This window comes from Georgenia satyanarayanai, assembly GCF_900116375.1.
Classification (GTDB): Bacteria; Actinomycetota; Actinomycetes; order Actinomycetales; family Actinomycetaceae; genus Oceanitalea; species Oceanitalea nanhaiensis.
On record NZ_UETB01000011.1, the window covers coordinates 18,085 to 42,482 of the forward strand.

Annotated in this window: 25 protein-coding genes; 20 read left to right on the top strand and 5 right to left on the bottom strand. The window is 73.7% G+C overall.

The annotated features are described in order from the left end of the window. The first annotated feature begins 175 nt into the window (after positions 1 to 175). From DSZ44_RS13285 to DSZ44_RS18570, 11 genes are all read left to right on the top strand, one after another. Positions 176 to 1,090, top strand: coding sequence for an ATP-binding cassette domain-containing protein (locus tag DSZ44_RS13285; RefSeq protein WP_110853122.1), 915 nt, complete (start codon positions 176 to 178; stop codon positions 1,088 to 1,090). After that, complete coding sequence (locus DSZ44_RS13290) at positions 1,087 to 1,908, top strand: hypothetical protein (protein WP_110853123.1); 822 nt, start codon at positions 1,087 to 1,089, stop codon at positions 1,906 to 1,908. Before DSZ44_RS13285 ends, DSZ44_RS13290 begins: the two co-directional genes overlap by 4 nt. Further along, on the top strand, positions 1,901 to 2,743 hold the full coding sequence (locus tag DSZ44_RS13295) for a hypothetical protein (protein WP_146237557.1): 843 nt from the start codon (positions 1,901 to 1,903) through the stop codon (positions 2,741 to 2,743). The genes DSZ44_RS13290 and DSZ44_RS13295 overlap by 8 nt, the downstream gene beginning before the upstream one ends. 40 nt (positions 2,744 to 2,783) lie before the next feature. Beyond that, complete coding sequence (locus DSZ44_RS13300) at positions 2,784 to 4,127, top strand: sensor histidine kinase (protein WP_110853125.1); 1,344 nt, start codon at positions 2,784 to 2,786, stop codon at positions 4,125 to 4,127. Beyond that, positions 4,124 to 4,795: a response regulator gene (locus DSZ44_RS13305; protein WP_110853126.1), complete on the top strand. Its 672-nt coding sequence runs from the start codon at positions 4,124 to 4,126 to the stop codon at positions 4,793 to 4,795. Before DSZ44_RS13300 ends, DSZ44_RS13305 begins: the two co-directional genes overlap by 4 nt. Before the next feature lie 158 nt (positions 4,796 to 4,953). Continuing rightward, complete coding sequence (gene dnaK, locus DSZ44_RS13310) at positions 4,954 to 6,810, top strand: molecular chaperone DnaK (protein ID WP_110853127.1); 1,857 nt, start codon at positions 4,954 to 4,956, stop codon at positions 6,808 to 6,810. Further along, positions 6,807 to 7,436 carry a nucleotide exchange factor GrpE gene (locus DSZ44_RS13315; protein WP_110853128.1) on the top strand — a complete coding sequence of 210 codons (630 nt, stop codon included), beginning with the start codon at positions 6,807 to 6,809 and terminating at the stop codon, positions 7,434 to 7,436. Before dnaK ends, DSZ44_RS13315 begins: the two co-directional genes overlap by 4 nt. A 77-nt stretch (positions 7,437 to 7,513) precedes the next feature. Continuing rightward, positions 7,514 to 8,500 carry a DnaJ C-terminal domain-containing protein gene (locus tag DSZ44_RS13320; RefSeq protein WP_110853129.1) on the top strand — a complete coding sequence of 329 codons (987 nt, stop codon included), beginning with the start codon at positions 7,514 to 7,516 and terminating at the stop codon, positions 8,498 to 8,500. Positions 8,501 to 8,519: 19 nt separating this feature from the next. Further along, entirely contained in the window at positions 8,520 to 8,924 is a 405-nt protein-coding gene (locus tag DSZ44_RS13325) for a heat shock protein transcriptional repressor HspR (protein ID WP_110853130.1), read from the top strand. A 23-nt stretch (positions 8,925 to 8,947) separates the two neighbouring features. Continuing rightward, complete coding sequence (locus DSZ44_RS13330) at positions 8,948 to 9,394, top strand: hypothetical protein (protein ID WP_110853131.1); 447 nt, start codon at positions 8,948 to 8,950, stop codon at positions 9,392 to 9,394. 49 nt (positions 9,395 to 9,443) lie between these two features. Then, positions 9,444 to 10,301, top strand: a complete 858-nt coding sequence (locus tag DSZ44_RS18570) for a hypothetical protein (protein WP_220035198.1) — start codon at positions 9,444 to 9,446, stop codon at positions 10,299 to 10,301. 60 nt (positions 10,302 to 10,361) lie between these two features. Here the strand turns inward: DSZ44_RS18570 and DSZ44_RS13340 are convergent, their stop codons facing one another. After that, the gene (locus DSZ44_RS13340; protein ID WP_110853132.1) at positions 10,362 to 12,443 is read right to left on the bottom strand and encodes a prolyl oligopeptidase family serine peptidase; all 2,082 of its coding nucleotides are present in this window, start codon (positions 12,441 to 12,443) and stop codon (positions 10,362 to 10,364) included. 62 nt (positions 12,444 to 12,505) lie between these two features. Then, on the bottom strand, positions 12,506 to 12,670 hold the full coding sequence (locus tag DSZ44_RS13345) for an antitoxin (RefSeq protein WP_110853133.1): 165 nt from the start codon (positions 12,668 to 12,670) through the stop codon (positions 12,506 to 12,508). A gap of 147 nt (positions 12,671 to 12,817) precedes the next feature. On the opposite strand from DSZ44_RS13345, the gene DSZ44_RS13350 reads away from it, so the two are divergent. Further along, positions 12,818 to 14,245, top strand: coding sequence for an amidase (locus DSZ44_RS13350; protein WP_110853134.1), 1,428 nt, complete (start codon positions 12,818 to 12,820; stop codon positions 14,243 to 14,245). A gap of 37 nt (positions 14,246 to 14,282) precedes the next feature. On the opposite strand, the gene DSZ44_RS13355 is transcribed toward DSZ44_RS13350, so the two are convergent. Continuing rightward, positions 14,283 to 14,492 (bottom strand): hypothetical protein, encoded by a 210-nt coding sequence (locus tag DSZ44_RS13355; protein ID WP_110853135.1) that lies wholly within the window; start codon positions 14,490 to 14,492, stop codon positions 14,283 to 14,285. 165 nt (positions 14,493 to 14,657) lie between these two features. On the opposite strand from DSZ44_RS13355, the gene clpB reads away from it, so the two are divergent. The 3 genes from clpB (at position 14,658) to DSZ44_RS13370 (ending at position 19,836) form a co-directional block, all read left to right on the top strand. Continuing rightward, positions 14,658 to 17,270, top strand: a complete 2,613-nt coding sequence (gene clpB / locus DSZ44_RS13360) for an ATP-dependent chaperone ClpB (RefSeq protein ID WP_110853136.1) — start codon at positions 14,658 to 14,660, stop codon at positions 17,268 to 17,270. A gap of 184 nt (positions 17,271 to 17,454) precedes the next feature. Continuing rightward, positions 17,455 to 18,261, top strand: a complete 807-nt coding sequence (locus DSZ44_RS13365; protein WP_110853137.1) for a serine hydrolase domain-containing protein — start codon at positions 17,455 to 17,457, stop codon at positions 18,259 to 18,261. A 15-nt stretch (positions 18,262 to 18,276) separates the two neighbouring features. After that, positions 18,277 to 19,836, top strand: coding sequence for a patatin-like phospholipase family protein (locus DSZ44_RS13370; RefSeq protein WP_110853138.1), 1,560 nt, complete (start codon positions 18,277 to 18,279; stop codon positions 19,834 to 19,836). Positions 19,837 to 19,842: 6 nt separating this feature from the next. Here the strand turns inward: DSZ44_RS13370 and DSZ44_RS13375 are convergent, their stop codons facing one another. Further along, positions 19,843 to 20,625 carry an exodeoxyribonuclease III gene (locus DSZ44_RS13375; protein ID WP_110853139.1) on the bottom strand — a complete coding sequence of 261 codons (783 nt, stop codon included), beginning with the start codon at positions 20,623 to 20,625 and terminating at the stop codon, positions 19,843 to 19,845. A gap of 33 nt (positions 20,626 to 20,658) precedes the next feature. Here DSZ44_RS13375 and pyrE point away from each other — a divergent pair, with 33 nt between their 5' ends. From pyrE to fbaA, 5 genes are all read left to right on the top strand, one after another. Then, positions 20,659 to 21,240: an orotate phosphoribosyltransferase gene (gene pyrE, locus DSZ44_RS13380; RefSeq protein WP_110853140.1), complete on the top strand. Its 582-nt coding sequence runs from the start codon at positions 20,659 to 20,661 to the stop codon at positions 21,238 to 21,240. A 150-nt stretch (positions 21,241 to 21,390) separates the two neighbouring features. After that, positions 21,391 to 21,570, top strand: a complete 180-nt coding sequence (locus DSZ44_RS18105; protein ID WP_146237558.1) for a hypothetical protein — start codon at positions 21,391 to 21,393, stop codon at positions 21,568 to 21,570. Positions 21,571 to 21,588: 18 nt separating this feature from the next. Then, positions 21,589 to 22,227, top strand: a complete 639-nt coding sequence (locus DSZ44_RS13385; RefSeq protein ID WP_110853199.1) for a LemA family protein — start codon at positions 21,589 to 21,591, stop codon at positions 22,225 to 22,227. Further along, a complete protein-coding gene (locus DSZ44_RS13390) occupies positions 22,224 to 22,883 on the top strand; it encodes a TrmH family RNA methyltransferase (RefSeq protein WP_110853141.1) in 660 nt (219 codons plus the stop codon). Before DSZ44_RS13385 ends, DSZ44_RS13390 begins: the two co-directional genes overlap by 4 nt. 34 nt (positions 22,884 to 22,917) lie before the next feature. Further along, positions 22,918 to 23,940, top strand: a complete 1,023-nt coding sequence (gene fbaA, locus DSZ44_RS13395; RefSeq protein WP_110853142.1) for a class II fructose-bisphosphate aldolase — start codon at positions 22,918 to 22,920, stop codon at positions 23,938 to 23,940. 70 nt (positions 23,941 to 24,010) lie between these two features. Here the strand turns inward: fbaA and DSZ44_RS13400 are convergent, their stop codons facing one another. Further along, positions 24,011 to 24,397 carry an STAS domain-containing protein gene (locus DSZ44_RS13400; RefSeq protein ID WP_258369500.1) on the bottom strand — a complete coding sequence of 129 codons (387 nt, stop codon included), beginning with the start codon at positions 24,395 to 24,397 and terminating at the stop codon, positions 24,011 to 24,013. Position 24,398: the final 1 nt, after the last annotated feature.

The window sequence follows — 24,398 nt, forward strand, 5'->3', positions numbered from 1 at the left end:
TGACCCCAGTGTGCTCGCTGTCCACCTCGGGCAGCACCGGTTCCGCGCGTCTCCTCCTCGAGGAGGAGACGATCACGGGACCGATCTCGTCGCCGCGGACGATCTGCCGGCGCGGCGCCGCTCCTAGCGTCGGTGGGGTCGTCGGCAGTGCGTCGGCGGGAACTGGAGCAGAGCCATGATCGAGGTGACACACCTGACCAAGCGCTACGGCGCGTCGACGGCGGTGGACGACCTGAGCTTCACCGTGCGGCCCGGCACGGTGACCGGCTTCCTCGGGCCCAACGGAGCCGGGAAGACGACGACCATCCGCGCGGTCGTCGGCCTCGAGAGGCCCACCTCGGGTTCGGCCACGGTGGCCGGGCAGCGGTACGCGGACCTGCCCGCACCGCTGCAGGAGGTCGGCACGATGCTCGACGGCCGGAACGCGCACCCGGGCCGGACCGCCGTCGGCCACCTCACCGGCCTGGCGCGGACCCACGGGATCGGCCGGGCACGGGTCGACCAGGTCATCGGGCTGGCGGGGCTGGAGTCCGTCGCCCGCCGCCGGGTCGGCACCTTCTCCCTCGGCATGGCGCAGCGGCTCGGGATCGCCGCCGCCCTGCTCGGTGACCCGGGCATCCTCATCCTCGACGAGCCGGTCAACGGCCTGGACCCCGACGGCGTCCTGTGGATCCGCCACCTGCTGCAGGCCCTGGCCGCCGAGGGACGCACCGTCCTGCTGTCCTCCCACCTCATGAGCGAGCTGGCGGAGACCGCGAGCCGGGTCGTCGTCATCGGCCAGGGTCGGCTGCTCGCCGACGAGGACATCGACACCCTCGTCGCCGCGACCGCCCGCGCCGGGGTCGTCCGCGTCCGCGCGACCGACGCGGCCCCGCTGGCCCGCGCCCTCGAACGTCGCGGGACGCCGGTGACCCTGGAGGAGGGCGGGGTGCTCGAGGTCGCGGGCACCGACGCCGCCGCCGTGGGCGCGCTCGCGGCCGGGCTCGGTATCACCCTGCTCGAGCTGTCCACCGTCTCCGGCACGCTCGAGGACGCCTACCTGGGCCTCACGGCCGGTGCCGTGCAGTACCGGGCGGAGGCGGCCCGATGAGCGCCGTCGCCGCGCTGCCCGCCCCCGTCGGTCTGCCGGCGCGCTCCGGGGTGACGTTCGGCCGCGTCCTCGCCTCCGAGTGGTCCAAGACCTGGGGCCTGCGCTCCACCCGCTGGACGGTCGCTGTCATGGTGCTGCTCACCGTCGGCCTGTCCTACCTCGGGGGCAGCGACTCGTTGGTCGGGGCCGACGGGTACGGCAGCCTCGCCTACTTCGTCACGAGCACCCTCGTGGTGACGCAGTTCCCCATCCTGCTCCTCGGGGTCCTCCTGGGCAGCGGGGAGCTCTCCAGCCGGAGCGCCGGACCGACCTTCGTCGCCGTCCCCACCCGCACCCCCGTGGTCCTCGCCAAGGCGCTCGTCACGACGGCGGTTGCGGCCGTCACCGCGACCGCGACCCTCGGACTCGCGGCGGCGGCGGTGCTCCTCACCCCGCTCGGCCCGGAGCTGTCGACCGCGCTCACCGCGGAGACGGTGCGGATGTGGCTCGGCACCGGCGCCTACCTCGTCGCCGCGACCGTGTTCTGCTTCGGCGTGGGGGTGCTCCTGCGACGGAGCGCGACCGCCGTCGTCGTCGCCTTCGTCGTCTTCGTCGTCGAGCTCGCCCAGGTCGCGCTGCCGGACGCGCTGCGGCCCGTCGCGGCCTTCCTGCCCGGCCACGCCGGCACCCTCGTCACCTCGTCCGACAGCTTCGTCGACCTGTTGCGGGACATCGGCGAGCTGCCGGTCGGGCCGTGGGGGAGCGTCGCGGTCACGGCGGCGTGGGCCACCCTCGCGGTGGTCGGAGCCGCTGTGTCGCTGCGGGCGCGTGATGTCTGAGCGCGTGGTGCCGGACCGGGTCGCGCGGGCGGGGGTGCCGGTGGGCCTGCCCGCCCGCCCCGGGGTGTCCTTCCCCCGCGTCCTGCGCGCGGAGGTGGGCAAGGCCGTTGCGCTGCCCTCCACCCGGTGGGGCGTCCTTGCAGCAGTGGTCGTCAACGCCGCAGTCGCGGCCTTCGTCGCGTACAACGCGCGCTACGAGCCGGGGTCCGCGCCGCCGGGCCTGCTCGGCCTGCTCACGCTCGGCCTGGTGGCCACCCAGCTCCCGGTGCTCGTCCTCGGTGTGCTCGTCAGCGCCGCGGAGTACCCGAGCGGCGCGGCGCGCTCCACCTTCCTCGCCGTCCCGCGCCGGCTGCCCGTGCTCGCCGCCCAGGTGCTCGCCGTCGCCGGCGTCGCGGCGGTGACGGCGGTCGTGGTGCTGGCGGTGACGTTCCTGGCAGTGCTGCCCTTCCGGGCGGACGTCGCGATGACGCTCGACACCACCGACCCGGCGACCGCGCGCATGCTCGGCGGCGTCGTCCTCTACCTCGCGGCGGTCGGCCTCCTCGGCGCCGCACTGGGCACGCTCGCACGCGCCCCGGCCGCCGGGCTGGTGGCCGGGGTGGGGCTGGTGTTCCTCCTCGAGCGGCTCGTGCCGCTCGTCGGGACCCCGTGGCTGGTGGCGGCGCTGCCGGGCTGGGCCGGCCGGCTCGTCGTGGCGCCAGACGCCGTTGCCGCCGCGCAGGCCGCCGAGGCGGGAGTGGGGCTCACCCCGTGGGTGGGCCTCGGAGTCATGGCGGCGTGGGTGCTCGCACTCCTCCTCGCCGCCGCGGTGCGGCTGCGACGCAGCGGTGTCTGAGGCGGTGCCGGGCGGGAAGGCGGGCTGGCACACTCGGGGCGTGACAGCCGACCGAGCCCGTGCGCGGGTCGACCGGGCGCGGCGGACCCTCGCCGAGCGCCCCGACCTCGCGGACCGGGCCGTCTGGCTGGGCTACCTCGCGGCGGTGCTCGTGATGACGGCGGTGTACCTGGTCCCGAGCGTCATCTGGTACCCGCACCCGCCCGGGTCCCGGGGCGCCCTGACGCTGGCTGCGGTCCCCGCCGCCGCGGGGCTGCTCGGGGCCCTGGCCCTGCGCCGGCGGCGCCGGCACCCGGCCCGGACGGTGGTGGCGACGGCGGCGCTCGCGGCGCTCAGCCTCGCCCTGGTCGGCGCCCCGGGTGCGACCGTGCTGGGCGCGGCGCTGGCCGTCTACTCGCTCGCCGCGACCTGGCCGTCCGTGCGGACCTGGCCGGCGGTGATCGGCGCCGTCGCCGCGGTCAGCGGCGCCACGCTCTTCGGGCTCAGCCTGCACCTGTGGGCCGTCGTCATCGGCCTGTCCAACCTGACCGCGGGGGCACCGGACTACCCTCCGGGTCCCCTGCTGCCGCACGAGTGGACCGGCATGGGCAGAGCGCTCCTCACGAGCCACGACAACCGTGTCCTCGAGGCGACCCTCTACGCCTTGCTGCTCGTCAGCGCCGTCGTGGTCGGGCTCAACGTGCGGAGCAGGCGCCAGCGCGAGGCCGCTGCGCGGGCGCAGGTGCAGGCTCGGCTGCGCGAGCACCGGCAGGACCTCCTCATGGCGCGGAGCACCGAGCGCACCACCATCGCCCGCGAGGTCCACGACGTCGTCGCCCACAGCATCTCGGTCATGGTGGCCCTGGCCGACGGTGCCGGCGCCGTCGCGTCCCGCTCGCCGGACCGGGCGCTGGAGGCGATGCGGGAGGTCTCCGCGACCGGCCGCAGCGCGCTCGCCGACATGAGGCGCGTGCTCGCGGCGCTCGACGAGACCGCTCCCGACCCTGCCGAGGAGACGGCGGACCTCACGGCCATGGTCGACCGGTTCCGTGCCGCCGGCCTGCCCGTGGCGGCGACCGGCCTCGACGTCGACGTCCCCGGGCCGGTCGCCCTCGCGATGCGCCGGATCGTCGGCGAGGCGCTCACCAACGCCCTGCGGCACGCCCCGGGCACCCCGCGGGTGGTCCTCACGGTCCTCCGCACGGGCGACGCCGTGGAGATCGAGGTGCTCGACGACGGCTCGCGCGGCGGGGTGCCCGAGGCGCCGACGCAGGGGAGCGGGCGCGGCCTCGTCGGGATCCGCGAGCGTGCGGCGATCCTCGGCGGCCGCGCCGAGGCCGGTCCGCGCCCCGGCGGCGGCTGGCGCGTGGCCGTCACCCTGCCGGTGGACGGAGGACAGCGATGACGACGATCCTGCTCGTCGACGACCACGCCCTGCTCCGCAAGGGCTTCCGCATGGTGCTCGAGGCCGAGCCCGACCTCACAGTCGTCGGTGAGGCCGCGGACGGCGTCGTCGCCGTCCAGCAGGTCGCCTCCCTCGTGCCGGACGTCGTCCTCATGGACGTCCGGATGCCGGGCGGGGACGGTATCGAGGCGACCCGGCGCATCGTCGCCGCGCACCCCGGGACGCGGGTGCTCGTCCTCACGACCTTCGACGTCGACGAGTACGCCTTCGGGGCCCTGCGCGCGGGGGCCAGCGGCTTCCTCCTCAAGAACGCCGAGCCGGCCGAGCTCGTCCGCGCCGTCCGGGCCGTCGCCGCCGGGGACGCCGTCGTCGCGCCGCGGATCACCCAGCTGCTCCTCGAGCGGTTCGCCGGGCAGCTGCCGACCGGGGTCGGCGAGGACCGCGCTGAGCCGGAGGACACACGCCTGGGGCTGCTCACCCCGCGGGAGACGGAGGTCCTGCGACTGGTCGCCGCCGGGCTGTCGAACGCCGAGATCGCCGAGCGGCTCTACCTGTCCACCACCACCGTGAAGACCCACACCGGCAACCTGCTCGCCAAGCTCGGCCTGCGCGACCGGGTGCAGCTGGTGATCTTCGCCTACGAGAGCGGGCTCGCGGGCCGTCCGTGACGCCGTCGGGAATGAACCGCCGCGCGACGAGGTTGAGCCACATAGACTCAAGTTCGCACGCGCCGAGTTGACATGTCGGCGGAGACGCGCAAACTTGAGCGTGGACGACTCAAGGGCCGGAACCTCCCGACCCGCGCACTAGGACAGGAGAACGACACATGGCACGAGCGGTCGGAATCGACCTGGGCACCACCAACTCCGTGGTGTCCGTCCTCGAGGGTGGCGAGCCCACCGTCATCGCGAACGCCGAGGGTGCTCGCACGACGCCGTCGGTGGTCGCCTTCAGCAAGTCCGGCGAGGTGCTCGTCGGTGAGGTCGCCAAGCGACAGGCCGTGACCAACGTCGACCGGACGATCACGTCCGTCAAGCGTCACATGGGCACCGACTGGACCACCGCGATCGACGACAAGACCTACACCGCGCAGGAGATCTCCGCGCGCGTCCTCGGCAAGCTCAAGCGCGACGCCGAGCAGTACCTGGGCGAGTCCGTCACCGACGCGGTCATCACGGTCCCCGCCTACTTCAACGACGCCGAGCGCCAGGCGACCAAGGACGCCGGCCAGATCGCCGGCCTCAACGTCACGCGCATCGTCAACGAGCCCACGGCCGCCGCCCTGGCGTACGGCCTGGAGCGCGGCAAGGAGGACGAGCTCATCCTCGTCTTCGACCTCGGTGGCGGCACCTTCGACGTCTCCCTGCTGGAGATCGGCAAGGACGACGACGACTTCTCCACCATCCAGGTGCGCGCCACCAACGGTGACAACCGCCTCGGTGGTGACGACTGGGACCAGCGGATCGTCGACTGGCTCGTCTCGCAGGTGAAGAACAAGGACGGCATCGACCTGTCCAAGGACAAGATCGCCCTCCAGCGGCTGCGCGAGGCGGCCGAGCAGGCCAAGAAGGAGCTCTCGTCCACGACGAGCACCAACATCTCGCTGCAGTACCTGTCGATGAGCGAGAACGGCCCCATCCACGTGGACGAGAAGCTCACCCGGGCCCAGTTCCAGGAGATGACCAAGGACCTCCTCGACCGCACCAAGGCCCCCTTCCAGGCCGTCATCAACGACGCCGGGATCAAGGTCGCGGACATCGACCACGTCGTCCTCGTCGGTGGCTCCACCCGCATGCCCGCCGTCACGGACCTCGTCAAGGAGCTGACCGGCGGCAAGGAGCCCAACAAGGGCGTCAACCCGGACGAGGTCGTCGCTGTCGGCGCGGCCCTGCAGGCGGGCGTCATCCAGGGTGACCGCAAGGACATCCTGCTCATCGACGTCACCCCGCTGTCCCTCGGCATCGAGACCAAGGGTGGGGTGATGACCAAGCTCATCGAGCGCAACACGGCCATCCCGACCAAGCGCTCGGAGGTGTTCTCCACCGCCGAGGACAACCAGCCCAGCGTGCTCATCCAGGTCTTCCAGGGTGAGCGGGAGTTCGCCCGGGACAACAAGCCGCTGGGCACCTTCGAGCTCACCGGCATCGCCCCGGCCCCCCGCGGCATGCCGCAGATCGAGGTCACCTTCGACATCGACGCCAACGGCATCGTCCACGTGTCCGCCAAGGACCGCGGCACGGGCCAGGAGCAGTCGATGACCATCACCGGCGGCTCGGCCCTGCCCAAGGACGAGATCGACCGCATGGTCAAGGAGGCCGAGGCGCACGCCGCCGAGGACAAGCAGCGCCGGGAGGAGGCCGAGGCCCGCAACACCGCCGAGCAGCTCGTCTACTCGACCGAGAAGCTCCTGACGGACAACGCGGACAAGCTCCCGGAGGACGTCTCCAGCGAGGTGCGGACCGCCGTCGACGACCTCAAGAAGGCGCTCGAGGGCGACGACGTCGCCGAGATCACCGCCAAGCAGCAGGCGCTGACGACCGTCTCGCAGAAGATCGGCGAGGCCCTCTACGCCCAGCAGCAGAGCGCCCCGCAGGATGCTCCCGCCGAGGGTGAGGCGCCGTCGTCCGGCACGGACGAGGACGTCGTCGACGCCGAGATCGTGGACGAGGACGAGACCAAGTGAGCGAGGAGAACCCCCAGGCCCAGGGTCCGCCCGAGCAGCCGGTCAAGCCGGTCGTGCGCGACAAGCGGCGCATCGACCCGGAGACCGGGAAGGTGCGCGAGGCGGCACCGGACGACGCCGCAGCGGACGACGCCCCCGCCGAGGAGCAGGAGCCGGAGCAGCCGCAGGACGGCGCCCTGGCCGCCGCCAAGGCGGAGGCCGCCGACCTCAGCGAGCAGCTCGCCCGCCGCAACGCCGACCTGTACAACCTCCAGCAGGAGTACAACGGCTACGTGCGGCGCTCCAAGGCCGCTGCCTCCGAGCAGCGCACCGCGGGGCAGGCGGAGGTGGTCGAGGCGCTGCTCGGCGTCCTCGACGAGTTCGAGCTGGCCCGCCAGCACGGCGACCTCACCGGTCCGCTGGGCGCGACCGCCGAGAAGATGGAGGGCACCCTCGCGCAGCGCTTCGGCCTCGAGCGCTTCGGTGCCCCCGCCGAGGAGTTCGACCCCGAGCTGCACGACGCGCTCATGAGCACGCCGGACCCGGAGGCGACCTCCACGACGATCGCCCAGGTCATGCAGCCCGGCTACCGGATGGGTGAGAGGGTGCTGCGCGCCGCGCGCGTCGCGGTCACCAGCCCCGAGTAGCGAGCACGTGCCGGCCGCGTCCCCCAGGGGCGCGGCCGGCACCGCACCACGACACGACGACGAGGAGGTGAGGCCCGGTGACCGGCCAGGACTGGATCGAGAAGGACTTCTACAAGACGCTCGGCGTCTCCAAGGATGCCGACGACGCGACGATCAAGAAGGCGTACCGCAAGCTCGCCCGGGACCTCCACCCCGACCGCAACCCCGGCGACGCGTCCGCCGAGGGGCGTTTCAAGGACGTCGGAGAGGCCTACTCCGTGCTCTCCGACCCTGAGCAGCGCAAGCAGTACGACGCCCTCCGCGCGATGGCCGGCGGTGGTGCTCGCTTCTCCGCCGGGACCGGTGGCCCCTCCGGCGCCGCCGGCTTCGAGGACCTCTTCGGTGGGATGTTCGGCGGGGGCGGCGGTGGCCGCACCCGCTTCTCCACCGGAGGCGGAGGCGGTTTCGAGGACATCCTCCAGGACATGTTCTCCGGCGGCGGCGGTGGCGGAGGCTTCAGCTCGCGCCGCACCACCCAGCGCGGTGGGGACATCACGACGAGCGCGACGCTGCCCTTCCGCAACGCGGTCGAGGGCTCCACGGTCCAGCTCACCACCAACGGCCGGTCGATGAACGTGCGGATCCCCGCCGGCGTGAGCGACGGCCAGAAGATCCGCCTGCGGGGCAAGGGACAGGCCGGCCGCGGTGGCGGCGAACCCGGGGACATGGTCGTCACCGTGCACGTCGAGCCGCACCCCGTCTTCGCGATGGACGGCCTCAACCTCAAGGTCACCGTGCCGGTGACCTTCGCCGAGGCCGCGCTCGGCGCGACCATCGACGTGCCCACGCTCTCGGGCGAGACGGTGCGCGTCAAGGTGCCCGCCGGGACGCCGTCGGGACGCACGCTGCGGGTCAAGGGCCGCGGCGTCGACACCGCCAAGGGGACGGGGGACCTGCTCGTCACCGTCCAGGTGGCCGTCCCGACCCACCTGCCGTCGGACGCGCGCAAGGCCGTCGAGGCCTTCGCGGCCGCCACGCAGGACGAGGACCCGCGCGCCGACCTCAGGGCCCGCGCGGCGCGCTGACACACGGGAGGAGAGCGTGATGGACATCAACGACGACGCACCCCTCTACGTCATCTCCGTGGCCGCCGAGCTCGCCGGGATGCACCCGCAGACCCTGCGCCAGTACGACCGCCTCGGCATCGTCACCCCCCAGCGCGCCCGCGGGCGCGGGCGGCGCTACTCGCGGCGGGACGTCGACTCGCTGCGCGAGGTCCAGCGCCTGTCCCAGGACGAGGGCATCAACCTCGCCGGGATCCGCCGGATCATCGAGCTCGAGCGCGAGCTCGACCGGGCCCGCGACGAGCTCCGGCGGCTGCGTGCCTTCACGACGGCGAGGGTCTTCGCCGCGGACCCCTCCGGAGAGGTGAGCGAGCTCGCGCCGGGCCGTCGCCCGCGCCGCTCCGGCGGTGCCCTCGTCATCTGGCGCCCGCCCTACCGCGGCTGACGCGCCCCCGGCACACTGGACCCATGGTCGACGACGACGTCCTGCGCCGGCTCCATGCCACCGGCGCGAGCCTCGGACGCCCGCCCGAGCCGGTCCCCGAGGCCGATCCCTGGGATCCCGACGACCCTCTCGACGCGCGCAGCCCCGTCGTCGTCGTCTTCCCCGGTCCGCCGCACCTGCGCGTCCGTCTCCACGACGACGGCGAGGACGCCGTCCACCTCGACACCTACGTGACCTTCGACGTGCCGCGGCGGCACACCGTCGACGTCGTGAGGGCCCTGCTCTCCAAGGACGGCGTCTACACGCGGGCGCCGCGGGGCCTGCTCGGCGTCGTCTCGCGCCGGCTGAGGCTCGAGTTCCTCGACGAGCTCGCCGTCGACGTGCCGGGCGCGACCTACACGCAGGCGGTGCCGTGGGTGCCGACCAGCCCGCTCAACGGCTGGATCTCCGGCCTGCCTCGGCGGCCGTGACCACTCACCTGGCATGCTGGTGCTGCCCACGACGCATGAAGGAGCCGACATGACCGCGAACGACGGCGGACCCGACGAGCCGCGCTACGGACGGCGTCTGCCCGAGGGGCAGCAGCCCCCCACGGCCCCGTCCTACGACCAGCAGGGCGACGCCGGCCAGCCGGGTGGCTACGGCCAGCAGTCGGGTGGCTACGGTCAGCAGGGTGGCTACGGCCAGCAGTCGGGGGGCTACGGTCAGCAGGGCGGCCAGGGCCAGCCCGGCGGGTACGGGTACCAGCAACCCGGCTACGGCCAGCAGCCCGGCTACGGGCAGCAGGGCTACGGCCAGCCCGGCGGCTACGGCTACGGGCCCGGTCCGAGCGGCCCGCCGCCCAAGCGCACCGGCCCGATCGTCATGATCGTCGTGTCGGCGATCGCCATGGTCGCGGCGCCGATCATCGGCTTCCTCATCGGTTTCGCGTCGATCCTCGACTCGGTCGAGGGTGCCGTGTCCGGCGCCCAGGTCACCAACGGCGGGTCCACCGGCCTGGAGGCCGACACCGACTACGTCCTCTACTTCGACAGCTCGTCCGTCAACGCCGCCGACATCGAGTGCACGATCACCGGGCCCGGCGGCCAGGACATCGCCACGGCGCCGGACACCCTGGGGCTGGACGTGCCGGACGCGGCCGTCGGCCTCGGCTTCACGACGGCGCAGGGTGGGGACCACACCGTCGACTGCGACCTGCCGCAGGGCGTCGGCTCGACCCTCACCATCGGCCCGCCCCTCGACATGGGCGACCTCACGAGCATCGGCGTCGCCGTGCTCGTCGGCCTGGCGATCGGCTTCATCGCCTTCATCCTCCTCATCGTCGGCATCGTCTGGCTCGTGCGCGTCAACAAGCGCATCCGCACCGGCCAGTACTGAGCGGCGAAGCACAGAGCCGGCCCCGGCAGCAGCTGGGGCCGGCTCGGTCGTTCCCTGAGCTCAGGCGCCGAGGCGCTGCCAGAGGAACTCGTGGGCCAACGCCTGCATGAAGGCGGCCTGGGCGTTCGTCGCGGCGCCGCCGTGGCCGCCCTCGATGTTCTCGTAGTACGTGACGTCCTTGCCGGCCTCGGCCATGAGCGCCATCATCTTGCGCGCGTGGCCGGGGTGGACGCGGTCGTCCCGGGTCGACGTCGTGAACAGCACCGGCGGGTGCTCGTCGGCCGGGTCGAAGCGGTGGTACGCGGAGAACGTCCGGATGAACTCCCACTGCTCGGGGTCGTCCGGGTCGCCGTACTCGGCCATCCACGACGCTCCGGCGAGCAGGTGGCTGTAGCGCAGCATGTCGAGCAGCGGCACCTGGCAGACGACGGCGCCGAAGAGCTCGGGGTAGCCGGTGATCATGTTGCCCATGAGCAGCCCGCCGTTGGAGCCGCCCTGCGCGCCGAGGTGCGCGGGGTCGGTGACGCCGCGGGCGACGAGGTCCCGCGCGACGGCGGCGAAGTCCTCGTAGGCGCGGTGGCGCTTCTCCTTGAGCGCGGCCTGGTGCCAGCGCGGGCCGTACTCCCCGCCGCCGCGGATGTTGGCGACGACGTAGGCGCCGCCGCGCGCCAGCCAGGCCCGCCCCACCGTGGCCGAGTACGCCGGCAGCCGGGGGATCTCGAAGCCGCCGTAGCCGGACAGGAGCGTCGGCAGCGGGCGCACCACCTCGTTGTCCGCCACGGGCGTGGGGGAGACCTGGAAGTACGGCACCCGGGTGCCGTCGTCGGACACGGCGAAGTGCTGCTCGACGTGCAGGCCCTCGGTGTCGAAGAAGGCCGGCAGCGCCTTGAGCGGCTCGAGGGCGACGACGCGGGCGTCCTCGTCGAGGTCGAGCCGGGCGAGCGTCGTCGGGGTGAGAAAGCCGGTCACGGTGAGCCACAGGGCGTCGGACTCGTCGGCGTCGACGGCGCCGACGGCGAGCGTCGCCAGCTGCGGCGCCTCCCAGCCGGTCCCCGCGGAGGTGAGGTCGAGGGGGCGCCGCTGCCAGGCCCCGTCGGTGGGCGTGAGGACCTCGAGCCGGTTGGTCACGTCGTCGAGGACGTTGAGCACGAGGTGGTGGCGGGTCCACGTCGCCCCGACGAGCGCCGTCGACTCCGTGGGCTCGTAGAGCACCGTGAAGTCACGGCTGCCGGCGAGGAACTCCTTCAGGCGGATGGCGAGGAGACCGCCGCCGGGCAGCACGCGGCCGCCGGTCTCCCAGTCCTCCCGCAGCTCCACGGTGAGCCACTCGCGGTGGAGGTCGGGCTCCGCGGAGCGCGGGACGTCGATGCGGGTGAGGCCGTCGTCGCCGAGGAGGTAGGTGTCGGAGTCGTAGAAGGCCCGCGCCCGCCACACGACGTCCCGCTCGAAGCCCGGGGTGAAGTCGTGGCCGGCGCCGATCGACATGTCGGTGTGCTCGCCGGCGAAGACCTCCGGCGCGTCCTCGAGCGCGGTGCCGCGCTCCCACCGGCGCACCGTGCGCGGGTAGCCGGAGGGCGTCATCGAGCCCTCCCCGAAGTCCGTGTAGGCGTAGACGACGTCGCCGGAGGTGTCGGCCCAGCGCAGTGCGCCCTTGGACTCCTCGCGGACGAAGCCGTCGGTGACGAAGGTCTTGGTCACGAGGTCGAACTCGCGGGTGACGTCGGCGTCGGCGCCGCCGCGGGACAGCGCGACGAGCGCCCGCTCGTAGGCGGGTCGCAGCACCTGCGCCCCGTGCCACACCCAGCTGACGCCCTCCTCGGCGGCGAGCGCGTCGACGTCGAGGAGCACCTCCCACTCCGGCTCGGTGGTGCGGTAGGACTCCCAGGTGGTGCGCCGCCACAGCCCGCGCTCGTGCTCGGCGTCGGTCCAGAAGTTGTACAGGTGCTCGCCGCGCTGGACGACGGCGGGGATCTTCTCCGTCGAGTCGAGGACCTCGAGGATCTCCTCGCGCAGCTGCGCGAAGCGCTCGGTCTCCAGGGTGCTGACGGCCCGCTCGTTGTGGGCGCGGACCCAGTCGAGCGCGGCGTCGCCCTCGACGTCCTCGAGCCAGGCGTGGGGGTCGGTGTGGGAGTCGGGTGCCATGGGGACATCCCATCACGCGCGTCGACGGCCGGGCGCCGCGAGGGCGCCCGGCCGCCGTCGGGTCACTCGCTGCCGAGCTTCTTGTCCGCGGCGTCCTGCGCGCTGTCGATCTTGTCGCTGTGCTTGCCGCCGGTCCTGTCGTCAGCGGCGTCGCCGGCCTTGTCGAGAGCGGCGTCGCTCTTCTGCTCGTCGCCGAGGGCGTCCTTGGCCTTGTCACCGATACCCATGCTCAGTCCCCTTCCGTCTGCGCCGCCGGGTCGCGGCTCGTCCCACGACAGTGCGCCCGCCCGCCGACGCCCGCAACGGGAGAGCACCCGGCGCCGGGCCGCTGCGACGGCGGCGGGGACCGCGGGCCGGGTCGCTAGCCTCGAGGGATGAGTGACATCCACGAGCTCAGCGCCCTCGACCTCGCCGCCGCCGTCCGCTCCGGCGAGATCGCCCCCGACGCCGTCGTCGAGCACACCCTCGAGCGGGCCGAGCGCCTGGGGCCGGCCGTCGGTGCCTTCGCCCACCTCACCCCCGGCCTGGCCCGCGAGCAGGCCGCGGCCGCCACCCGCCGGCTGCGCGACGGGGGCGAGCTGCCGCCGTTCCTCGGCGTCCCCGTCCCCGTCAAGGACCTTGCGATGGTGGCCGGGCAGCCCTTCGAGGCCGGCAGCGCCGCCCTGCGCGGCTACGTCGCCCCCGCCGACGACGGCGTGGCGATCCGTCTCCGGGAGGCGGGCACCCTCATGGTCGGCAAGACGACGACGCCGGAGCTCGGGCTCCCGTCCTACACCGAGCCCGACGTCGCACCCCCGGCCCGCAGCCCGTGGGACCCGCGCCGCAGCGCGGGCGGCTCCTCCGGCGGGGCTGCCGCGGCCGTGGCCGCAGGGATCGTCCCCGCCGCGCACGCGAGCGACGGCGGCGGCTCCATCCGGATCCCCGCCGCGGCGTGCGGGCTCGTCGGGCTCAAGGCGAGCCGCGGCCGGGTCTCCAAGGGGCCGCTCGGGGTCGACGGCGCCGGCCTCACAGTCGACGGCGTCGTCACGCGCACGGTGCGCGACACCGCCGCCTTCCTCGACGTCCTCGCCGAGCCGTGGCCCGGCGACCACTACCTGCTCCCGGGGCCGCGCTCCTCCTTCCTCGCGGCCTGCGGCCAGCCGCCGCGCGGGCTGCGCATCGGCGTGCTCACCCGGCCGATCAACGTCCACGAGGCGCCGGTGCACGAGACGTCCCTCGCCGCCGTCGACCGCGCCGTGCGGCTGCTCGAGGAGATGGGGCACGCGGTGACGACCGCCCAGGTGCCCTTCAGCCCCGAGGAGTGGGACCACTTCAACCCGCTGTGGGCCGTCGGGGCGCTGTCCGCGCCGGTCCCGCCGGAGGCGGAGGAGCTCCTCGTGCCCCTCACCCGCTGGATGCGCGAGCAGGGCCGGCAGTACTCCGGGGTCGACTACGCCGCCGCCGTCGCCGCGGTGCAGCGCCTGGCGCGCTCGGCGGCCGAGGTGTGGCGCGACCTCGACGTCGTCCTCACCCCGGCGCTCGCGACCCCCGCACCGTTCATCGGCGCGATGCGCGACGACGCCGACCCCGCGGCGGACTTCGAGGCGCAGAAGTCCTTCACGCCGTGGACGAGCCCGTGGAACATGCTCGGTGCCCCGGCGATCACCGTCCCGCTCCACCGGGCGGAGGTCGACGGCGTCGTGCTGCCGGTCGGCGTCCAGCTCGGTGCCACCCGCCTGGGCGACGAGGAGCTCCTCCTCGGCCTGGCCGCGGCCCTCGAGGAGGCCGACCCCTGGCCCACGAGCCCCGTCGAGCCGGCCTGAGGCCGCCTCGCCCGAGGGCAGGGGTCCGGGAGGGGCGTCAGTCGGGCGGCTCCACGGTCGGCGGGCCGGGGGACCCGTCCGGCGTCTCCTCCGGCTCGAGGGGCGGCGCGCTCGGGGGTGCGGTGGGCGGCTGCCCGGGAGGCGGCGGGTCCGCGAGCGGCGCCGCGGGGTCCTGCGAGGGGACGGGCTCGCCCGGCGGGACGGCGGGCCCACCGGGACCCGGACCGGGGGGAGGGAGTGTCGACATGATCCTGGCTCCTTCGGTAGGTGCTCGTGCGTCCGAGGGTGCGCCCCCTGGTGGTGCACCGCATCTTGTCGGGAGCCAGGACGCGTGCACCGACAGACTTGAGTGGAATAGACTCAACCCTGCGGCGTTGACCTCAGTGGAACCTGAACTCACCCGGAGGACCCGATGGACAAGCTGACCACCAAGTCGCAGGAGGCGATCGCCTCCGCCATGCGCTCGGCCGCGACGGCCGGCAACCCCCAGCTCGAGCCCGTCCACGTGCTCGTCGCGCTGCTCGAGCAGCCCGGCGGCGTCGCGCCTGCTCTCATCGACGCGGTCGGTGCCAACCGCGCCGCCATCGTCGAGCGCGCCACGGCCGCGGCCGCCGCCCTGCCCGGTGCCTCCGGGTCCTCCGTGGCCCAGCCTTCCCCGTCGCGCCCGATGATGACCGTCATCACCCAGGCCGGCGAGGAGGCGACCGCCCTCGGGGACGAGTTCGTCTCCACCGAGCACCTCCTCCTCGCGCTCGCGCGCAGCGAGAGCCCCGCCGGGCAGGTCCTGCGCGACCTCGGCGCCGACCGCGACGCGCTCCTCGACGCGCTGCCCACGGTCCGCGGCTCCGGCCGCGTCACGAGCGCCGACCCCGAGGGCACCTACAAGGCCCTGGAGAAGTACGGCCAGGACCTCACCGCCGCCGCCCGCGACGGTCGCCTGGACCCGGTCATCGGCCGAGACGCCGAGATCCGTCGCGTCATCCAGGTCCTCTCCCGCCGGACGAAGAACAACCCCGTCCTCATCGGCGAGCCCGGCGTCGGCAAGACCGCCGTCGTCGAGGGGCTCGCCCAGCGCATGGTCAACGGGGACGTCCCCGAGTCGCTGCGCGACAAGCGGCTCATCGCCCTCGACCTCGGCTCGATGGTCGCCGGCGCGAAGTACCGCGGCGAGTTCGAGGAGCGGCTCAAGGCCGTCCTGCAGGAGATCAAGGACTCCGACGGCGAGGTCGTCACCTTCATCGACGAGCTCCACACGGTCGTGGGCGCCGGTGCCGCCGAGGGCGCGATGGACGCGGGCAACATGCTCAAGCCCATGCTCGCCCGGGGGGAGCTGCGGATGGTCGGCGCCACGACGCTCGACGAGTTCCGCGAGCACATCGAGAAGGACCCGGCCCTTGAGCGCCGTTTCCAGCAGGTCTTCGTCGGCGAGCCCTCCGTCGAGGACACCGTCGCCATCCTGCGCGGCATCGCGCCCAAGTACGAGGCCCACCACCAGGTGACCATCTCCGACGGCGCGCTCGTCGCCGCCGCGACCCTCTCCGACCGCTACATCACCGGCCGTCAGCTCCCCGACAAGGCCATCGACCTCGTCGACGAGGCCGCGTCCCGCCTGCGCATGGAGCTCGACTCCTCCCCAGAGGAGGTCGACGCGCTGCGTCGCGCCGTCGAGCGGCTGCGGATGGAGGAGGCCTACCTCGTCGAGTCCGCCGACGCCGACGACCCCGCCTCCCAGGACCGCCTCGAGCGCCTGCGCGCCGAGCTCGCCGACCGTTCCGAGGAGCTCGCCGCCCTCACCGCCCGGTGGGAGGCGGAGAAGGCCGGTCACAACCGCATCGGTGACCTCAAGCAGCGCCTCGACTCCCTGCGCACGGAGGCCGACCGCGCCGAGCGCGAGGGCCGCTACGAGGACGCCGGCCGCCTGCGCTACGGCGACATCCCGGCCGTGGAGCGGGAGATCCGCGCCGCCGAGGCCGCCGAGGCCGACCAGCCTGCCGAGTCCCCGATGATCGCCGACCGCGTCTCCGCGGACGAGGTCGCCGAGGTCGTCGCCGCCTGGACCGGGATCCCGGTCGGCCGGCTCCTCGAGGGGGAGACCGAGAAGCTGCTGCGCATGGAGGACGTCCTCGGGCACCGGCTCATCGGGCAGCGCACGGCGGTCCAGGCCGTGTCCGACGCCGTGCGGCGCTCGCGGGCGGGCCTGTCCGACCCTGACCGGCCCACCGGATCCTTCCTCTTCCTCGGCCCCACCGGCGTCGGCAAGACCGAGCTGGCCAAGTCGCTGGCCGACTTCCTCTTCGACGACGAGCGCGCCATCGTGCGCATCGACATGAGCGAGTACTCCGAGAAGCACTCCGTCTCGCGGCTCGTCGGTGCCCCTCCGGGGTACGTCGGCTACGAGGAGGGCGGCCAGCTCACCGAGGCGGTGCGCCGCCGCCCCTACTCCGTCGTCCTGCTCGACGAGGTGGAGAAGGCCCACCCGGAGGTCTTCGACATCCTCCTCCAGGTGCTCGACGACGGCCGGCTCACCGACGGCCAGGGCCGCACGGTGGACTTCCGCAACGTCATCCTCGTCCTCACCTCCAACCTCGGCTCGCAGTTCCTCGTCGACCAGACGATGCCCGAGGAGGCCAAGCGCGAGGCGGTCATGGGGGCGGTGCGGGCGGCCTTCAAGCCCGAGTTCCTCAACCGGCTCGACGACGTCGTCCTCTTCGACGCGCTCAGCCTCGAGGAGCTCGGCCAGATCGTCGAGCTCCAGGTCGCGCGGCTGCGTGACCGGCTCGCCGAGCGCCGCATCACGCTCGACGTGACGTCGGCAGCCTCCGAGTGGCTCGCCTTCGAGGGTTACGACCCCGCGTACGGTGCACGTCCGCTGCGCCGGCTCGTCCAGCGTGAGATCGGTGACCAGCTCGCCCGCCTCATGCTCGGCGGGCAGGTGGCCGACGGCGCCACCGTGGCCGTCGACCGCACCCCCGAGGAGGGCCTCGTCCTCACCGTGGACGCCGGCACCACCGTCGCCACCCTCTGACGGAACAACTCAGCTCTCGCCGGGAGGGCCGCCACCACTCTCGCCGGGAGGGGCCGCCACCACTCTCGCCGGGAGGGGCCGCCACCACTCTCGCCGGGAGGGGCCGCCACCACTCTCGCCGAGAGCTGAGTTCTTCCGGGGGCTGGGGACACCGGGTCCGTCCACAGGTGGCACCCTGGGAGCCATGAGCGCTTTCGATCAGGTGGAGCTGCCGGACTTCCCGCACGCCGTCGTCGTCACCGACGCGAGCGGGACCCGACTGACCCACGGGGAGACCGGCCGGTCCTTCCCCTGGGCGTCGGTGACCAAGCTGCTCACGGCGACCGCGACGCTCGTCGCCGTGTCCCGGCACCTCGTCGACCTCGACGAGCCGGCCGGGCCGGAGGGCTCCACGGTGCGGCACCTGCTCGCCCACGCCTCGGGCGTGGCGATGGACTCCGACGACGTCCTCGGCGCCCCCGGACGCCGGCGCATCTACAGCAACCGCGGCATGGAGCTCGTCGCCGAGCACGTCGCCGAGGCGACGGGCACCGACTTCGCCGACTGGCTGGAGGACACGGTGCTCGTCCCGCTGGGCCTGAGCACCGTCGTGCTCGAGGGGTCACCCGCCCACGGCGCCAGCGGCAGCGCCGAGGACCTCGCCGCCTTCGGTCGCGAGCTCCTCGCCCCCACCGTCCTCGACCCCGAGCTCCTCACCGAGGCCACCACCGTCCAGCTCGCCGGCCTGCCCGGCGTGCTGCCCGGCTTCGGGCGTCAGGACCCCAACGACTGGGGGCTGGGCTTCGAGATCCGCGGCACCAAGTCGCCGCACTGGACCGGCGGCGGCAACGCGCCGGAGACCTTCGGGCACTTCGGCCAGTCCGGCAGCTTCCTGTGGGTCGACCCGCGGGCAGGTCTGGCCACGGCCTTCCTCGGCGCCGAGCCCTTCGGGGAGTGGGCGGCCGGGCTGTGGCCGGGCCTGTCCGACGCCGTCCTCACCGACCTGCGCTGACGCTAGCCTGCTGCCATGCCAGACGCTCCAGACGTCGTCGGTCTTGTCCTCAGCGGTGGCGGCGCGCGGGCCAGCTTCCAGCTCGGGGCGCTGCGCTACCTCTACGACCGGGCGGGTATCGCCCCCTCGGTCATCACCGGGACCTCGGCGGGCTCGATCGTCGCGGCCGTCCTCGCCCAGTCGGCCGAGCGGGAGGGGCAGCGCGCTGCCCTCGCGCGCCTCGAGGAGCTGTGGCGGGGGATGGCCGACTCCTCGGACATGTTCGAGGAGCTGCCGTGGTTCAGCCGGTTGCGCGAGCGTGGCCCGGTGTGGGCCGAGGCTCTCGAGCGGCGCAAGCGGCGCCAGGGTGCCCTGGGCCGATCCTTCAAGCGCGTGGCCGTGCTCCGCGACGAGATCTCCACCGCGGCCGAGCGGGTGGTCCGCCCGGCCAGCGGTGACGGGCGCAGCACGCAGGACCCCGGCCCCGACGAGCCCCCGCACCAGCAGCCCGTCGAGCTCCCGCCCGTCCCGGCCCCGCCCAGCCGGCTCACCCCGGCCGGTGAGCCCGCCGACGAGGAGGCCGCGGGCACCGGGAGGGAGCGCGCCGGCGGGACCGGTTTAGGCCCGGGCCGCTTCCTCGAGTCGATCGACATCCTCCGGACGGTGGGCCGCGCCAGCGCCGACCTCGAGACGATCGTCGACGGCGCCCGCCGTGAGCGCTCGATGTACCGCCCCGGCCCCATCGTCGACCACCTCGTCGACCCCGAGATCTTCCGGCCCGACGCCGTCGCGGCCTCGGGTGTCACCCTGCGTGTCGCCGTCGTCGCCCTCGAGAGCGGCGAGCTGCGCTACGTCACCGAGGACGGCACCCTCGTCGACCGCGACGACCGTCCCCTGGGGGCCGACCCCGTCGACCTCGTCGAGGCCGTCCGCGCGTCCTGCGCGATCCCGATGGTCTTCGCGCCGGTGCGGCTGGGGGAGGAGAACTACGTCGACGGCGGGGTGCGGGAGTCCCTGCCCGCGGAGGTCGCGATGACCCACCTCGGTGTCGACACCTGCTACGCCGTGGTCGCCGGACCGTCGGGCCTGCGCCGCGAGGACTCCTACGACGACAAGGACATGCTCGGCATCCTCATGCGCACGACGACGGCCATCATGACCGACGAGGTGCAGCGCGACGAGGTGGTCCGCGCGCGGGCCGCGGGCGCCGTCGTCATCGAGCCGGAGTTCGACGTCCACGACACCCTCACCATCGAGCCCGGCCTCGTCGCGCTCGCGATGGACTACGGCTACCTCCGCGCGGCCGAGGCCGTCCTCGGGGCGAGCGCGGAGGAGCAGTCCGTCACCCGCGACCTGGTGCTCCTGCGCCGCCGCATCTGGCACGCCGAGAAGGAGGCCTTCGCCGCGGACCTCGAGGAGCCCGCGCGGCTGGAGCGAGTCGCGGAGATCGCCGGCCTCAAGTACACGCTGCGCGACCTGCTGCGCCGCGTGCCGGCCGACCGTCTGCCCGAGGGGGCCGAGGAGTGGTGGCGCACGTGGGAGCACCACCGCACGGAGATCACCCTCGCCCCGAGCTGGGCCACCCCGCGCACCTGAGCGCGCTCAGGCGAGGTCGACGACGACGGGCACGTGGTCGCTGGCCCCCTTGCCCTTGCGCTCGGCCCGGTCGACGTGCGCGCCGGTCACCCGGGCAGCGAGCGCGGGGGAGGCGTGGACGAGGTCGATGCGCATGCCCTCGTTCCGGGGAAAGCGCAGGCGCTGGTAGTCCCAGTACGTGTAGGCGCCGGGGGTGTGCTCGCGAGTGACCTCCGCGAAGCCGGCCTCGCCCAGCGCGGCGAGCGCCGCTCGCTCGGGCGGGGAGACGTGGGTGGCGCCGGCGAAGGCGGCGGGGTCCCACACGTCCTCGTCGCGCGGGGCGACGTTCCAGTCACCCACGAGGGCGACCTGCGCGGCGGGGTCGGCCGCGAGCCAGCCGTGGGCGGCGTCGCGCAGCGCCGCCAGCCAGTCGAGCTTGTACTGGTAGTGCGGGTCCTCCAGCGTGCGGCCGTTGGGCACGTACAGGCTCCACACCCGCACGCCGCTGACCGTCGCGCCCAGGGCGCGGGCCTCGGCGGCGGCCGGCTCTCCCCACGTCGGCATCCCCGGGAAGCCGACCTCGACGTCCTCCACGGGGAGCCGGGAGACGACGGCCACCCCGTTCCACTGGCTGAGGCCGTGGTGGGCGACGTGGTAGCCGGCGGCCTCGAAGGGCAGGTGCGGGAACTGGTCGTCGCGGCACTTGGTCTCCTGGACCGCCAGCACGTCCGTCCCGGAGCGCTCGAGGAAGGCGAGGACCCGGTCCACCCGGGTGCGGACGGAGTTGACGTTCCACGTGGCCAGGCGCATGGGGGCGAGGCTACCGGCCGGTACCCTGCAGCCGTGACCTCCCCCAACGACTCCCTGCGCAGCTCCCTGGCCCAGCACGTCCGCGACCTCGCCGTCATCCGGGGCGAGGTGACGCTCGCCAGCGGCCGCACCTCCGACCACTACGTCGACATGCGGCGCGTCACCCTGCACCACGCGGCCGCCCCGCTCGTGGGCCACGTCATGCTCGACCTCCTCGAGGAGGCGGGGCTCGGGCCCGAGGAGGTCGACGCCGTCGGTGGTCTCACGATGGGCGCCGACCCGGTCGCCACCGCGATCCTCCATGCCGCGGCCTCCCGCGGGCTCACCGTGGACGCCTGCGTCGTGCGCAAGGAGGCCAAGGCCCACGGCCTGCAGCGGCGCGTCGAGGGCCCGGACGTCGCCGGCCGCCGTGTTGTCGCCGTCGAGGACACCTCGACCACCGGCGGCAGCCTCCTCACCGCCATCGAGGCGTTGCGCGAGGCGGGCGCGGAGGTCGTGGGGGCCGCCGTCGTCGTCGACCGCGACACCGGTGCGCGCGAGCGCGTGGAGGAGGCGGGCGTGCGCTACCTCGCCGCCCTCGGCCTGGAGGACCTCGGGCTCGCCGCCCGCGGCTGAGAAGGGCCGCGGTGCCGCCCACCGTGCGGTAGCGGAAGGTCTAGGGCCCTGACGGTCGCGCCGGTGCTAGTTTCCCTCAATGGCTGAACCGCGACGGCGGGGGACTCACGCGCAGGCCGGTCGCGCCGCCGTCAGTGCGAGGAACGGCAGGTGAGGGCCGTGGACGTCCGCAAGCGGCAGACGCTCGTCACCATCGTCGGCTTCGCGGTCATCGGCGCGCTGAGCTTCGTGGTCGACTGGCCCTGGTGGCAGCTCGCCCTGGTCTGCGTGGTGCCCTACGGCGTGGCGATCGTCCTCGCCGGTCGGCGAGGCAACCAGGGCCCGCTGTGAAAGGCTGAGCGCGTGGAGATGCTCGCCGTGCTCGTCGTCCTGGCCGTGCTCGTCGTCGTCGCCGTCTGGGCGGTCGCGACGTACAACGGCCTGGTCCGGCTGCGCAACCTCGTCCAGGAGGCGTGGCGGCAGATCGACGTCGAGCTCCACCGGCGCCACGCCCTCGTCCCGGCGCTCGTCGAGACCGTCAAGGGCTACGCCGCCCAGGAGCGGGAGGTCTTCGACGACGTCACCCGTGCCCGCGCAGCAGCGGCCGGCGGCGGGGTGGGCCCCGCCCAGCAGGCCGAGACCGAGAACGCCCTCAGCGGGGCGCTGAGCCGGCTCTTCGCCGTCGCGGAGAACTACCCGCAGCTGCGCTCCTCGGAGAACTTCGCCGACCTCCAGGCCGAGCTCACCAACACCGAGGACCGCATCGCCGCGGGCCGCCGCTTCTACAACGCCAACGTGCGCCAGCTCAACACGAGGATCGAGTCCTTCCCGCCGAACGTCGTCGCCAACGCGTTCTCCTTCAGCCGGGCGGAGTACTTCGAGGCCAACGACCCCGCGGTCCGTGCCGTCCCCTCGGTCCACTTCACCGCCGGCGAGGCGCCCGGCCCCGCCGCGGCCGTCGACGGCGGTGGTCAGGGCGGGGGCCTCGACCCGCGACGCGACGCTTGAGCGAGGAGCAGGTCGGCGTCGGGCCCTGGCCCGGCGGGCCCGACGCGTGGCCCCCGGACCCCCGGCTCGACCCGCAGCTGCTTGCCGAGGGGGACCGGCGCAACGTCCTGGACCGGTACCGCTACTGGCGGCTCGAGGCGATCGTCGAGGACATCGACGCCCACCGCCACCCGCTCCACGTGGCGGTCGAGAACCTCGGGCACGACTTCAACATCGGCTCGGTGGTCCGCACGGCCAACGCCTTCGCGGTCGCCGCCGTCCACATCGTCGGCCGACGGCGCTGGAACCGGCGCGGGGCGATGGTCACCGACCGCTACCAGCACCTGCACCACCACGACGACGTCGCCGGGCTGCTCGCGTGGGCGCAGGGGGAGGGGATACCGGTCATCGGCATCGACAACGTCCCGGGGTCCGTGCCCCTCGAGCACCGGCCGCTGCCGGAGCGCGCCGTGCTCCTCTTCGGGCAGGAGTCCGGCGGGCTGTCCGAGGAGGCGCGGGCGGCCTGCGCGCAGATCCTCCACATCACCCAGTACGGCTCCACCCGGTCCCTCAACGTCGGGGCCGCTGCCGCGGTGGCGATGTACTCGTGGATCCTGCAGCACGGGCCGCAGGTCGGACGTCCCGACCCTGCTCAGTCCGGGCATGACACAATCTAGGCGTATCGCTGCGTCTATCCACAGGAGGCATTCAGTGCCCATCGCAACCCCCGAGTCCTACAACGAGATGCTCGACCGGGCGAAGGCGGGCAAGTTCGCCTACCCGGCCATCAACATCACCTCCTCCCAGACGGTGACCGCGGCGATCCGCGGCTTCGCCGAGGCGGAGAGCGACGGCATCATCCAGGTCTCCGTCGGCGGTGGCGAGTACGCCTCCGGCTCGACGATCAAGGACCGGGTGGCGGGCACGCGCGCCCTGGCCGCCTACGCGCACGAGGTGGCGAAGAACTACGGCGTCACCATCGCGCTGCACACCGACCACTGCATCAAGGAGAACCTCGACTCCTGGGTGAGGCCGCTGCTCGCCATGGAGGCCGAGGAGGTCGCCGCCGGCAAGAACCCCATGTTCCAGTCGCACATGTACGACGGCTCCACCGTCCCGCTGGAGGAGAACCTCGTCATCTCCGAGGAGCTGCTCGAGCTCTCCCAGAAGGCGCGCACGATCCTCGAGATCGAGGTCGGCGTCGTCGGTGGCGAGGAGGACGGCCACGAGGCCGAGATCAACGAGAAGCTCTACACGACCCCCGAGGACGGCCTCGCCACGGTGCGGGCGCTCGGCGCCGGTGAGAAGGGCCGGTACCTCACCGCCCTGACCTTCGGCAACGTCCACGGCGTCTACAAGCCGGGCGCGGTCAAGCTCCGTCCGGAGATCCTCGGTGAGATCCAGCGCGTCGTCGGCCAGGAGATCGGCAAGGACATGCCGTTCGACCTCGTCTTCCACGGTGGTTCCGGCTCGACGGCCGAGGAGGTCGCCCTCGCCGTCGACAACGGCGTCATCAAGATGAACGTCGACACCGACACGCAGTACGCCTTCACCCGCCCCGTCGTCGAGCACATGTTCAAGAACTACGACGGCGTGCTCAAGATCGACGGCGACGTCGGCAACAAGAAGGCCTACGACCCCCGCGCCTGGGGCAAGGCCGCGGAGGCCGGCATGGCCGCCCGCGTCGTCGAGGCCTGCCAGTGGCTGCGCTCGGCCGGCACGAAGATGGCCTGACGCAGACCGACTGACGCACGAAGGGCCCGCCGGCAGCTGCCGGCGGGCCCTTCGTCGTCTCGCTGGTGCGTCACGCGGCGTCGTCGCCCGGGGGGTCGGTGGGCTCGGGGAAGCCCGGGTCCTCCTCGACGATCGTCACGACGTCGCCCAGGCGCGTGATGTCGAGCAGGAAGCGGACGACGTCCGGCGGCTTGATCATCGTGAGCGGCCCGGGCGTGCGGTGGGCGAGCCGCGCGAGGAGCGCGACACCCGAGGAGTCCATGAAGGTGACGTGCCGGGCGTCGATCTCCACGGGGTTGCGGGACGACTCGGCCTCCGAGACCGCCTCGGTGAGCTCGCTGCTGAGAGCGACGTCGATCTCACCGGACAGGACGAGCCGGGTGCGGCCCTGCGCCACCATGACCGACGCGGTGCCGGTCTCGGGGCCGCGGTCGCTTGTCGAACTGTCGTCGCGCACA